Annotated in this window: 9 protein-coding genes, 1 rRNA gene and 1 pseudogene; 7 read left to right on the top strand and 4 right to left on the bottom strand. The window is 72.4% G+C overall.

Annotation, left to right across the window (positions count from 1 at the left end; all coding sequences use genetic code 11):
- Positions 1-82 (top strand): 5S ribosomal RNA (gene rrf / locus CHB94_RS22910); the annotation flags it as partial.
- Positions 83-308: 226 nt separating this feature from the next.
- Here the strand turns inward: rrf and CHB94_RS22905 are convergent.
- Entirely contained in the window at positions 309-965 is a 657-nt protein-coding gene (locus tag CHB94_RS22905; RefSeq protein WP_089338858.1) for a DUF2461 domain-containing protein, read from the bottom strand.
- A complete protein-coding gene (locus CHB94_RS22900; protein WP_089338857.1) occupies positions 962-1,555 on the bottom strand; it encodes a GNAT family N-acetyltransferase in 594 nt (197 codons plus the stop codon). The genes CHB94_RS22905 and CHB94_RS22900 overlap by 4 nt, the downstream gene beginning before the upstream one ends.
- A 65-nt stretch (positions 1,556-1,620) precedes the next feature.
- Here CHB94_RS22900 and CHB94_RS22895 point away from each other — a divergent pair, with 65 nt between their 5' ends.
- Entirely contained in the window at positions 1,621-3,051 is a 1,431-nt protein-coding gene (locus tag CHB94_RS22895; RefSeq protein WP_368073876.1) for a winged helix-turn-helix domain-containing protein, read from the top strand.
- Here CHB94_RS22895 and CHB94_RS26865 read toward each other — a convergent pair.
- Positions 3,031-3,084, bottom strand: a pseudogene (locus CHB94_RS26865) (DUF1232 domain-containing protein); the annotation flags it as partial. The gene CHB94_RS22895 and the pseudogene CHB94_RS26865 overlap by 21 nt on opposite strands.
- A gap of 278 nt (positions 3,085-3,362) precedes the next feature.
- On the opposite strand from CHB94_RS26865, the gene CHB94_RS22885 reads away from it, so the two are divergent.
- From CHB94_RS22885 to CHB94_RS22870, 4 genes are read left to right on the top strand one after another with little or no spacing between them, the layout of a single operon-like run.
- Positions 3,363-4,172, top strand: a complete 810-nt coding sequence (locus CHB94_RS22885) for a thymidylate synthase (protein WP_217899461.1) — start codon at positions 3,363-3,365, stop codon at positions 4,170-4,172.
- Complete coding sequence (locus CHB94_RS22880; RefSeq protein ID WP_254920872.1) at positions 4,169-4,780, top strand: dihydrofolate reductase; 612 nt, start codon at positions 4,169-4,171, stop codon at positions 4,778-4,780. The genes CHB94_RS22885 and CHB94_RS22880 overlap by 4 nt, the downstream gene beginning before the upstream one ends.
- A gap of 9 nt (positions 4,781-4,789) precedes the next feature.
- Positions 4,790-5,689, top strand: coding sequence for a 4-hydroxy-tetrahydrodipicolinate synthase (gene dapA / locus CHB94_RS22875; RefSeq protein WP_089338855.1), 900 nt, complete (start codon positions 4,790-4,792; stop codon positions 5,687-5,689).
- 19 nt (positions 5,690-5,708) lie between these two features.
- Positions 5,709-7,409, top strand: a complete 1,701-nt coding sequence (locus CHB94_RS22870; RefSeq protein WP_303395996.1) for a ribonuclease J — start codon at positions 5,709-5,711, stop codon at positions 7,407-7,409.
- A gap of 215 nt (positions 7,410-7,624) precedes the next feature.
- On the opposite strand, the gene CHB94_RS22865 is transcribed toward CHB94_RS22870, so the two are convergent.
- Positions 7,625-9,568 (bottom strand): alpha/beta hydrolase family protein, encoded by a 1,944-nt coding sequence (locus CHB94_RS22865; RefSeq protein ID WP_089338853.1) that lies wholly within the window; start codon positions 9,566-9,568, stop codon positions 7,625-7,627.
- An 88-nt stretch (positions 9,569-9,656) separates the two neighbouring features.
- Here CHB94_RS22865 and CHB94_RS22860 point away from each other — a divergent pair, with 88 nt between their 5' ends.
- Complete coding sequence (locus CHB94_RS22860; protein ID WP_089338852.1) at positions 9,657-12,155, top strand: FtsK/SpoIIIE family DNA translocase; 2,499 nt, start codon at positions 9,657-9,659, stop codon at positions 12,153-12,155.
- Positions 12,156-12,232 lie beyond the last annotated feature (77 nt).

The raw sequence follows: 12,232 nt of genomic DNA, 5'->3' as shown, positions 1-12,232 counted from the left end.
CATTCCGAACCCGGAAGCTAAGCCTCTCAGCGCCGATGGTACTGCCCCGGAGACGGGGTGGGAGAGTAGGACGCCGCCGGACAACCATTCCCGAAGGGGCCCCAGCACCGCTGGGGCCCCTTCGCCATTTCCGGGTTCAGGTGCGCACGGGTCCTCGTAACGGCGCACCCGGCAACGCCTGGACGGGCCGGTGTCGCGCGGACCCCGTCAGGCCGTGCCCGCGGCCGTCCGTCGCGGACACCGACGGCCTGCGCCCCGTGCACCGTGGAGTTCGTGGCAGGGGGATTCGTGGCCGGGTACGGACCGCGTCAGCGGCTGCGGCGCTCCTTGGTCGTCGCGCCCACGTTGTCGGCCAGCCACGAGTTCAGCGTGGTGAGATCCCGCCAGGCGGTGCGCACCTTCTCGAGCGCCCGCCTGTCGTGCAGCCAGTCCTCGGGCACCCAGCGCCGGGTGGCGTGCAGAGCCCTGTGACGCAGCAGTTCGAGCCGTTCGTCGTCCGCCGAGTAGCCGGCGGGCACCCGGGACAGCCGCTGTCCCTCGATCGCCCAGCCCGCCGCGGCCAGCCGGTCCACCTCCCCCTGCAGGCGGGGGCCTTGCACCCCGTCTGCGACGGCTCGGCGGTATCGGGCCACCTGATCGGACTCGAGCCGCCAGCAGCCACCAGCCACCATGAGCCCGTCCGCCGAGAGCTGGACGTACAGGGAGCCTGCGCTGTCGGGGTGGACGACCGCCCCCTGATGCGTCTTGTACGGCGTCTTGTCATGGCTGAAGCGCACGTCCCGGTAGGGGCGGAACACCTTCGCCGGGCCGAACTCCGGAGCCAGCTCCTCCAGCAGCGCCTGCAGGGGCGCGCGCACGTGGTCGTCGTAGGCGCCCTTGTGCCGGGTCCAGTAGGTCTTGGTGTTGTCGGCCTCCAGGCCCTCGTAGAAGACCAGTCCCTCGTCGGGGAAGCCCTCGAAGCTCACGACGTGGCCTCCTGGTCCTCGAGCAGCGCGTGCCAGCGGATCTCGCGCAGGGGGCCGCTCCCCGTGTCGAGCGTGCGGGCCCACCCGTCGGGCTCCCAGCCGGCCGACTCGTAGAAGCCGGAGGACACCCGGTCGCCCTCGAGCAGCCACACCTGCAGCCGCGCTGCGCCGCCGGAACGCGCGATGTCGCTGACCGCGGCGAGCAGCCGGCTGCCATGGCCGCGGCGGCCCCAGCGTGGTTCCACCAGGAGCGTGGTCAACTCCGCCGTCCGGCCCGCCGGGTCCGGCAGCTCCCCGGAAGTCAGCTCGGCGGGGCCGAAGGCAGCGAAGCCGACCACGACGTTCCGCTCCAGGGCGACGACGACGCGGTGCCCCGGAGTCGGGGGAGAGGTGATCGCGGACCGCCAGCTCGCGGTCGCGGCGTCGGCATCCCACTCGTCGAGCACGGTTGCCGGCAGCACGGAGCGGTATGCCGTCCGCCAGGTGACCACCTGGATGCGGGCGATCTCGGTCGCGTCGTCCGGCAGGGCCGGGCGCACCGACGCGTCCGCGGACCCGGTGGCACGCGGGAAGACCGCCTCAGGATTCACCCGGGCAGCGTAAGCGGGGTCGTCGTCCCGGCGGACGTCGTACCCGACGGGCAGGATCGCTGGACGTGAGCGCACCTCAGGTCGAGCGTCTGCCGGCCCGGCTGGCCCGGCGGATCGCCCTCGCCGCCCAGGGTTTCGCCGACCCGCGGCCGACCGGCCCCGTCGGCGCCCGTCAGCTGCGCCGGCTCACCGAGCGGCTGGCGGTGGTGCAGATCGACTCGGTGAACGTTCTCTCGCGGTCGCACTACCTGCCCGCCTTCAGTCGCCTCGGCGCCTATCCGCGCACGGCCCTCGACGAGCTGACCGCCCGTCGCCACGCGGTGTTCGAGTACTGGGCGCACGAGGCGTCGTTCCTGCCGGTCCGGCTGCACCCCCACCTGCGCTGGCGGATGGCGGCGGCCGAGGAGCATGCCTGGGGCAACATGGTCCGGCTGCAGCGGGAGCAGCCCGGCTTCGTCGCCGAGGTGCTCGATCGCGTCCGGGTGGACGGGCCGCTCAGGGCGAGCGAACTGCTGGACGAGAAGCCGGAGCGCTCCGGGACCATGTGGAACTGGCACGCGGGCAAGGTGGCTCTCGAGTGGCTCTTCTTCACCGGAGCGATCACTGCCACCCACCGGACGACGAGCTTCGAGAAGGTCTACGACCTCACCGAGCGGGTGCTGCCGGCCGCTGTGCTGGACACGCCCACCCCCGACCCCGGCGACGCGGTCCGCGAGCTGGTGCGGACCGCCGCCCGCGCCCTCGGGGTGGCCACCGAACGCGACCTGCGCGACTACTTCCGCCTCCGCCCGGCGGCCGCGCGCACGGCGATCGCGGAGCTGGTCGACGCCGGCGAGCTGCTGCCCGTCCATGTGGCCGGCTGGGGCGCCCCGGCCTGGCTGGACCCCGGGGCCCGGCGGCCCCGGTGGATCCGTGCCCGTGCGCTGCTGAGCCCTTTCGACTCCCTCGTCTGGGAACGTCCCCGGGTCGAGCGGATCTTCGGCTTCCGCTACCGGCTGGAGATCTACACGCCGGCGGCCAGGCGGGTGCACGGGTACTACGTGCTGCCCTTCCTGCTCGGTGACCGGCTGGTCGCCCGGGCCGACCTCAAGGCCGACCGGCAGGCCGGCGTCCTGCGGGTCCAGGCGGTGTACGGCGAGCACGGCATCGACCGGCCGCTCGTCGCCGACGCGCTGGCCGACGAGCTGCGGCTGATGGCCGACTGGCTGGAGCTGGACGACGTCGTCTGCACCGGTCGGGGCGATCTCGCGGCCGACCTCGTACGGACGGCCGGCTCAGTCCGGGCGGACGTCGGTGCTCAGCTCGGGCCCTGGCCCGGGGGTCAGGCCGGCCAGCCGCAGGACGACGGCGAGTCCCGACGGCCCGCCCGGCCAGGAGCGGGTCAGGGCGCTGGTCCCCGCCGCCCGGACCACCGAGCGCAGGGCGAGCGCCACGACGACGACGTCGTCGGCGTAGCCCAGCACGGGGATCATGTCGGGCACGAGATCGACCGGTGAGAGCAGGTAGCCCAGCAGCAGCCACAGCCGCACCCGCACGCCGCGGGGGAGCGAGCGGTCGGCTGCGAGCCGGCGGACCAGGCGGACGAGGTCGGGCAGCAGGCGCAGCGCCTCGCGGACCGTCAGGTCCGGGGGCCGGGTCCGCCAGAGGAGGCCGAGGAGCAGCCCCCAGAGGAGCAGCAGACCACCGACCACCGCGAGCAGCGCCTCCCACCAGTCCACGCACCCGAGTCTGCCGGGAGCCGACGGACCGGTGGTGCCGGTGTGGTCGGGCGGCGCATGCCGTCGGTGCCCACCCGTACCCTCGGGCCGTGGACGGCGCACCCATCGACACCCAGTACGAAGACCTGCTGCGGCGAATCCTCGACCAGGGGACGCCGAAGCAGGACCGGACGGGCACCGGCACGGTCAGCCTCTTCGGGGAGCGGCTCCGCTACGACCTGTCCCAGGGATTCCCTCTGGTGACGACCAAGAAGGTGCACTTCCGCTCGATCGCCGTCGAGCTGCTGTGGTTCCTGCGCGGCGACAGCAACGTCGGCTGGCTGCACGACAACGGCGTCACCATCTGGGACGAGTGGGCGTCCCCGGAGGGCGATCTCGGCCCGGTCTACGGCGTCCAGTGGCGCTCCTGGCCGACGCCCGACGGCGAGCAGATCGACCAGATCTCGAACGTCCTGTCGACGCTGCGTTCCGACCCCGACTCCCGCCGCATGATCGTGTCGGCGTGGAACGTGGGCGCGCTCCCGGACATGGCGCTGGCCCCCTGCCACGCGCTGTTCCAGTTCTACGTGGCCGACGGCCGGCTCTCCTGCCAGCTCTACCAGCGCAGCGCCGACATGTTCCTCGGCGTGCCGTTCAACATCGCCAGCTACGCCCTGCTGACCCGCATGGTGGCCGACCAGGTGGGGCTCGCCCCGGGTGACTTCATCTGGGTGGGCGGCGACTGCCACATCTACAGCAACCACACCGCCCAGGTGCGCGAGCAGCTCTCCCGCGACGTGCTGCCCTTCCCGTCCCTGGAGCTGGCTGCTGCGCCGTCGCTGTTCGACTACACCTACGAGCACTTCACCCTGCGCGACTACCGGCACCACCCGGCGATCCGGGCAGCCGTGGCGGTGTGACCGAGCTCGAGAAGCCACCTATCGGGCAGAGCACCGAGCTGGCGAGGGCATCCATCGGGCAGAGCACCGAGCCGGCGAGGGCATCCATCGGGCAGCGCACCATCGCGATGATCTGGGCTCAGGCCCGGAACGGGGTCATCGGCGCCTCCGGCGGCCTGCCGTGGCACCTGCCCGAGGACCTGAAGCTGTTCCGCGCCGTCACGACAGGATCCACCGTCGTCATGGGCCGGCGCACGTGGGAGTCGCTGCCCGAGCGGTTCCGCCCGCTGCCCGGCCGGACCAATGTCGTGCTCACGTCCGACCCCGGCTGGTCGGCCGAGGGCGCGCGGCGTGCGGCCTCCGTCGCCGACGTGCTCGCCGCGGCCGACGACCCGCTCTGGGTGATCGGCGGAGGCGCCGTCTACGCCGCCTTCCTGCCGTACGCCGATCGACTGGTGGTCACCGACGTCGATGTGCTCGTCGAGGGCGACACCTGGGCACCTGCCCTCGGGGACGGGTGGCGACGGGTGGCACGGACGCCGGACGCCGGTTGGTCCTTCTCCCCGTCGTCGGGTCTGCGGTATGCGGTCGCGGAGTACGTACGAGGGACTGTCGCCTCCGCTGGGTAGATTCTCCCCATGACCACCGACCCCGCCCGGCCGTTCGGGCGCGTGCTCACGGCGATGATCACCCCGCTGGCGGAGGACGGGTCGATCGACCTCGCCGGGGCGCAGGAGCTCGCGGCGCACCTGGTCGACCGGCAGGCCCACGACGGCCTGGTCGTCTTCGGCACGACCGGTGAGTCGCCGACGATCAGCGACGGCGAGCAGCACGCGATGCTCGAGGTCGTGATGGACGCGGTGGGCGACCGGGCGACCGTCGTCGCCGGTGTCGGAACCAACAACACCGCGCACACGGTCGAGAAGGCGCAGTCCGCTGCCCGCCTCGGCGTGCACGGTCTCCTCGTCGTCACTCCGTACTACAACCGGCCGCCGCAGGCCGGCCTGCTCCGGCACTTCACCGCCGTGGCCGACGCCACCGACCTGCCGGTGATGCTCTACGACATCCCGGCCCGATCCGAGGTGCCGATCGAGGTGGAGACGCTGGTCCGGCTGGCCGAGCACCCGCGGATCGTCGCGGTGAAGGACGCCAAGGGGCGGCTGGGCGACGTCGCCTGGACCCTGGCCCGGACCGACCTCGCCTACTACTCCGGCGAGGACATGCTCAACTTCCCGCTTCTCGCGCTCGGTGCGGTGGGTGTGGTCAGCGTCGTCGGGCACCTGGTCGGTCCCCGGCTGGCCGAGCTCATCGCTGCCGTCGAGTCCGGCGACCTGGTGAAGGCCCGCGCGGTCAACGAGAGCCTCCTGCCCGTCTACACCGGTGTGATGGGCGGCGGGCAGGGCGCCATGATGATCAAGGCCGCGCTCCGCGAGCTGCACCTTCCGGCCGGCCCGATGCGGCCGCCGCTGGTCGATGCCACTCCCGAGCAGGTGGCGCAGCTGCGCGCCGATCTCACCGCCGGCGGCATCGCCCTGTGAGCACGGTGGGTGCGGCCCGGTGAGCGCTCAGGTGACCCAGCCCCACCTGGACCTGAAGGCGCCGCCGCCCCTGCCGGCCGGTGGCCTGCGGGTCATGGCCCTCGGCGGGCTCGGGGAGATCGGCCGCAACATGGCCGTCCTCGAGTTCGAGGGCAAGCTGCTGATCATCGACTGCGGTGTCCTGTTCCCCGAGGCCGAGCAGCCGGGCATCGACCTGATCCTCCCCGATTTCGGGGTCATCGAGCACCGGCTCGATGACGTCGCGGCCGTCGTCCTCACGCACGGGCACGAGGACCACATCGGCGCCATCCCGTACCTCCTGCGGCTGCGCGAGGACATCCCGCTCGTCGGCTCGCGGTTCACCCTCGCCCTGGTCGCAGCGAAGCTGCGCGAACACCGCCTCGATCCCACACTGGTCGAGGTCGCCGCGGGGGACGACCACCTGGCCGGGCCGTTCCACTGCGAGTTCATCTCGGTGAATCACTCGATCCCCGACGCCCTCGCCGTCGCGGTGCACACGCCGGCCGGCGTCCTCGTGCACACCGGTGACTTCAAGATGGACCAGCTGCCCCTGGACGGCGTCCTCACCGACCTCGGCGCGTTCGCCCGGCTGGGCGCATCCGGCATCGACCTGCTGCTGTCGGACTCGACCAACGCCGAGGTCCCCGGGTTCGTCACCCCGGAGCGGAGCATCGGTCCGGTACTGGACGACGTCTTCGCCAGGGCCTCGCAGCGGCTGATCGTGTCCAGCTTCGCCAGCCACGTGCACCGCATCCAGCAGGTGCTCGACTGCGCGGAGACCCACAAGCGCAAGGTGGCCCTGGTCGGCCGGTCGATGGTGCGCAACATGGGCGTCGCGCGCGATCTCGGGCTCCTGCGGGTGGCCCCGGGCCTCATGGTGTCCCTGGACGACGCCGCCGCCATGCCGCCGGAGCAGGTCGTCCTGGTGTCCACCGGCTCCCAGGGCGAGCCGCTGTCGGCGCTGGGGCGCATGGCGCGCGGCGAGCACCACCAGGTCACCATCGAGGCCGGCGACACCGTCGTCCTGGCCTCGTCGCTGGTCCCGGGTAACGAGACCGCCGTCTACAAGGTGATCAACGGCCTGGCTCGACTGGGCGCGACCGTGGTGCACAAGGAGACCGCGCGCGTGCACGTCTCCGGCCACGCGCCGGCCGGCGAGCTGCGCACGCTGCTCAACGTCGCCAGCCCCCGCTACCTGATGCCGGTGCACGGCGAGTGGCGGCACCTGCGGGCCCACGCCGCGCTCGCGGAGGAGACCGGGATGACCAGCGACCGGATCCTCCTCGCTGAGGACGGCGTCGTCGTGGACCTGGTGGACGGCAAGGCGTCGATCGTGGGCAGCGTCCCGATCGGCAACGTCTACGTCGACGGCCTCAATGTCGGCGACGTGGGGGAGGAGTCGCTGCAGGCGCGGCGGATACTCGGCGACGAGGGGTTCGTGGCGCTGACCGTCGTCATCGAGCCGTCGACCCGCACCATCGTGCGGCCGGTCCACCTCTCGACGAAGGGCTTCTCCGACGACCCGGCGGCCTTCGACGAGGTGCTGGCCCTGGTCGAGGACAACCTCAAGCGGGCCCTCCAGGACGACGAGATCGATTCGCACCGGCTGTCGCAGCTGATCCGGCGGACGGTCGGCAAGTGGGTGTCGGACAAGCACCGGCGCCGCCCGATGATCATCCCGACCGTCCTCGAGGTCTGAGAAGGACCCCGCTGCCCCCCCACGCCTCGCAGGCTCGGCGCGGGCCCCTGCAGCGGGGCCGCGCCGGGCGGGGCCCGAAAGGTCCCCGAGAAGGTCAGGGAGAAGCAGGTCGCGACGAGCGCGGGCCCGGAGGGCTCCCCGAGGAGCGACGGCAGCGGCTCATCGCAGCAGGGGGACGGCGATTGAGCGCGGTGTTGCCCGGAGGGCAACAGTGTTCATGGCCGCTCCAGCTCGATGGCGCGGATGTTCTCGCTCTCGGGCAGGGGAAAGCCCCACACCTGGGCGTAGAACGACAGCTCTCCGTCCAGGGCGGCACGGATGTTCTCCGCCTTGCGGAAGCCGTGTTGCTCCCCGGCGAACAGCAGGTACACGTGCGGCACGCCCTTCTCGCGCAGGGCGGCGACGATCGCCTCCGCCTGGTCCGGAGGCACCACCTCGTCCTCGTCGCCCTGAAACACCGCCAGCGGGGTGTCGAGGGCGTCGACGTGGTTGATCGGGGACCGTTCGGCGTAGACGTCGGCGCCCGCAGGCCACGGCGCGACGAGCCCGTCGAGGTAGCGGGACTCGAACTTGTGGGTCTCCGCCGCGAGCGCGTCGAGGTCGGCGACGCCGAAGTGGCTGGCACCCGCGGTGAAGACGCCCGGACGCATCGTCAGGGCGGCCAGCGTCGTGTAGCCGCCGGCCGAGCCGCCGCGGATCGCCATGCGGGCGGGATCCACGCGTCCACTGTCGGCGAGGAAGCGGGCGCAGGCGACGACGTCGTCCAGGTCGACCACGCCCCACCGCCCCTGCAGGGCGTCCCGGTAGCGGCGGCCGTAGCCCACCGAGCCGCGGTAGTCGACGTCGGCGACGCAGAACCCGCGGGAGGTCCAGTACTGGATGTCGAGGTTCAGCACCGGCACCGCGGCAGAGGTCGGTCCACCGTGCACCATCACCAGCAGCGGGGGCAGGTCGCCGTCCGGAGCCGTGGCCTCGGGATTGGCGGGTGGGTAGACCAGCGCGTGGGCGACGTCGATGCCGGTCCCGGCGTCGGGCGTCGGGAAGCTGACGTGCTCCGGGGAGGAGAACCAGGCGGGGTCCAGGCCGAGGTCCCGGGCCGGGCGCAGCACCTCGGACGAGTCGCCGTCCACGTCCACCCGCAGCACCACCGGCTCGCTGACGGGGCTGCCGGCCACGCAAATCACCCCCGTTCCCTGCGCGGTGACGTAGCGGAACGTGCCCCACGGCAGGTCCAGTTCCCGGAGGTCGCCTCCGGGAACGAGGACGGCGAGCCGGTCCCTGCCCTCCCGACCGTAGGCGAGCGCGACCCGCCCGTCCGGCAGGAGCGCGTACCGGCTCTGCCCGAACACCCACTGCGGCCCGCCGACGTCGCTGCCCACGTCGAGCACGAGCTCGACCTCGCCGGCGGCGCTGCGGCGGTACAGCGACCAGAAGTCCGTGCGGTCGCACAGGAACCACAGCGCGCCGTCGGCGCCCCAGACGGGCTGCACCACGGACTCGCCCCGGCCACCGGCCACCACGGTCTCGGTGCCGTCGGCGCTGCGGACGACGAGCCGGGCGGCGTCCCACGGCATGTCGGGGTGGTCCCACTGCAGCCAGGCCAGCGTGCTGCCGTCGGGGGAGAGCCGCAGATCCGAGACGAAGTCCGGCCCGGAGACCACCACCTCGGTGCCGCCCGCGCCCACTCGGACGAGCTCGTTGACGACGTGGGCCGCGCCTCCCGCGGCCGGGTGCGTCTCGCGGACGGCGAGCACCGCCCCGTCGGGCACGACCCGCAGATCCGCGTGGCGCACGCCGGCACGAACCTCCGGCTCCGGGGTCACGGGCACCGGGGAGTCGCTCCCGACGTCCAGCCGGTACAGCCGTTGGTCGGAGAACTCGGTGAACCACAGCGTCCCGCCGGAGACCGTCCACGCGCCGCCGCCGTACTCGTGCACGCGGGTGCGTGCGTTCCACGGTGCAGGCAGCACGTCGGTGACCGTGCCGTCGGCCGACCGGCGGACGATCACCGACCGGCCGCCCTCGGCCGGCCGTGACTCCGACCACCAGACGTCGTCCCCGTCCACCACCACCTCGCCCAGTCGCGCGGCGGCGCGGACGACGAGTTCCGAGGTGATCGGGGTCGGCCAGGCACCGTGGGGGAGGGGCTGGGGATCCATGCCTGTGACGTTAGGGCCCGGGCGGCGGTGAGGGACACGTGCTCCCGCCTGCCCGCTAGGAGCCCGAAAGGCGATTACCGTCCGACGCATGCCTGCCCGCACCACGTCGACGCGTCGACCGGCGTCTGCCCGGAGTCGGTCTGGTTCGACGGCTGCGAGCAAGAAGCGGCCGCCGGCCAAGCGCGGCTCCACCGCCAGCCGCCGTCCGGCCGCGAAGAAGAAGACCTCACCCGGTCTCTGGGGTGTCGTCGCCGGCAGCTGGAACCTGCTCGCCCGCGGCGCGGGAGGGATCGCCCGATCGGTCGCCAAGCCGGAGGAGGCCGAGCCGCTCGCACCCGAGCACCGCAGGGACGGTGTCGGTCTCGCCGTCCTCGGTCTGGCGATCGTGCTGGGCGCGGCCGCCTGGAGCAACGGCATCGGCCCGGTCGGGGAGGCGTTGACCGCCGGAGTCCGCTGGATCGTGGGCTCGCTGGTCATGGTGCTTCCGGTCGTCCTGTTCTTCGCCGCGCTGCGGCTGTTGCGCCGCGGGCCGAGACCGGAGGCGCGCGGACGGCTGGCCATCGGCTGGCTGTGCACGATCGCGGCGGTCCTCGGCATCGCCCAGGTCGTCGGCACCGCCGCCGCTCCCGCAGCCGGCCGGCCTGGCTCGGGCGGCCTCGTCGGCTGGGCCGTGGGTGCGCCGCTGGAGGCCGGCGTCGGCATGGCCGTCGCCGTCATCCTGCTCGTGCTCGTCACCTTCTTCGGCTTGCTGGTCATCACCGCCACCCCCGTGCACCAGATTCCCCAGCGCCTCGGCGAACTCGGCGACTGGCTGCTCGGCCGCGGGGAGGACTACGACGAGTACGACGACGAGGACTACGAGGAGGAGGAGCCGGAGGAGCCTCGCAGCCGGCGGTCACGGCGGAAGTCGCTGTCGGAGGACCTGCTCACGACCGGGCCGATCGACCTCGGCGCCCTCGAGGCCGGAGTGGACTCGACGCTCACCACCGAGCCCGAGCACGTCGAGCTGCGCCCGGCGCCCCGGCCGCCCGTCGTCGACCGCACCTCTCCGCCGGAGGACCTGCCGCCGATCACGGAGCCGCAGCAGCTGTCCATCCAGCCGGTCGAGGGCGACTACGCGCTGCCGGCGCTGTCCATGCTCCGGCCCGGCGACCCGCCGCGGGCGCGGTCGAAGGCCAACGACGTCGCCATCGAGGCGATCAGCGGGGTCCTCGAGCAGTTCAACATCGATGCCGCCGTCACCGGGTTCACCCGCGGACCGACGGTCACCCGCTACGAGGTCGAGCTCGGCCAGGGCGTCAAGGTCGAGAAGATCACCCAGCTCACCAAGAACATGGCCTACGCGGTGGCCAACGACAACATCCGCATCCTCGCTCCCATCCCGGGCAAGTCCGCCGTCGGCATCGAGGTGCCCAACACCGACCGGGAGAAGGTGAGCCTGGGCGACGTCCTCCGCTCCGGGGCGGCGAAGCAGGACCCGCACCCCATGCTGGTGGGTCTCGGCAAGGACATCGAGGGCGGCTTCGTCTGCGCCAACCTGGCGAAGATGCCGCACCTGCTGGTCGCCGGTGCCACCGGCGCCGGCAAGTCGAGCTGTGTGAACTCGATCCTGACCTCGCTGCTGCTGCGAGCGACTCCCGACCAGCTCCGGATGATCCTGGTCGACCCGAAGATGGTCGAGCTCACGCCCTACGACGGCATCCCGCACCTGATCACGCCGATCATCACCGACCCGAAGAAGGCGGCCACCGCGCTGGCCTGGCTGGTCGAGGAGATGGAGCAGCGCTATCAGGACATGAAGTCCACCGGCGTGCGGCACATCGACGACTTCAACCGCAAGGTCGAGAAGGGCGAGATCACCGCCCCGCCCGGCAGCGAGCGGGTCTACCGCCCCTACCCGTACATCCTCGCGATCGTCGACGAGCTGGCCGACCTCATGATGGTGGCTCCCCGCGACGTCGAGGAGCACATCGTCCGCATCACGCAGAAGGCCCGCGCCGCCGGCATCCACCTGATCCTGGCGACCCAGCGCCCGTCGGTCGACGTCGTCACCGGTCTGATCAAGGCGAACGTGCCCTCGCGGCTGGCGTTCTCCACCTCGAGCCTCACCGACAGCCGCGTCATCCTCGACCAGCCCGGCGCGGAGAAGCTCATCGGCATGGGCGATGCGCTCTTCATGCCCATCGGGGCAGGCAAGCCGATGCGCGTGCAGGGTGCCTTCGTCACCGATGCCGAGATCGAGGCGGTCGTCGAGTTCACCAAGCGGCAGGCCGAGCCCGAGTACCGGGAAGAGGTCTTCACCGCCGGTGGCGGCGGCGAGAAGAAGGAGATCGACGAGGACATCGGCGGCGACCTCGACCTGCTCGTGCAGGCCGTCGAGCTCATCGTCACCAGCCAGTTCGGTTCGACGTCGATGCTGCAGCGCAAGCTCCGCGTCGGCTTCGCCAAGGCCGGCCGGCTGATGGACCTGATGGAGAGCCGCGGCATCGTCGGGCCCTCCGAGGGGTCGAAGGCGCGCGACGTGCTCATCAAGCCCGACGAGCTCGAGTCGGTGTTGTTCACTCTTCGCGGCGGCGGCGGAGAGTAGGAGGACCGGGCGCAAGGCCCACCTCCGCACCGCTCGCGGGCTCGGGGCGGTGCCCTGGACGGGCCGGGCCGCTCCGG

Source organism: Blastococcus mobilis (assembly GCF_900188025.1).
GTDB classification, from domain to species: Bacteria; Actinomycetota; Actinomycetes; order Mycobacteriales; family Geodermatophilaceae; genus Blastococcus_B; species Blastococcus_B mobilis.
The sequence above is the reverse complement of the archived record's forward strand: the minus strand, read 5'-3'. Positions and strand labels throughout refer to the sequence as shown.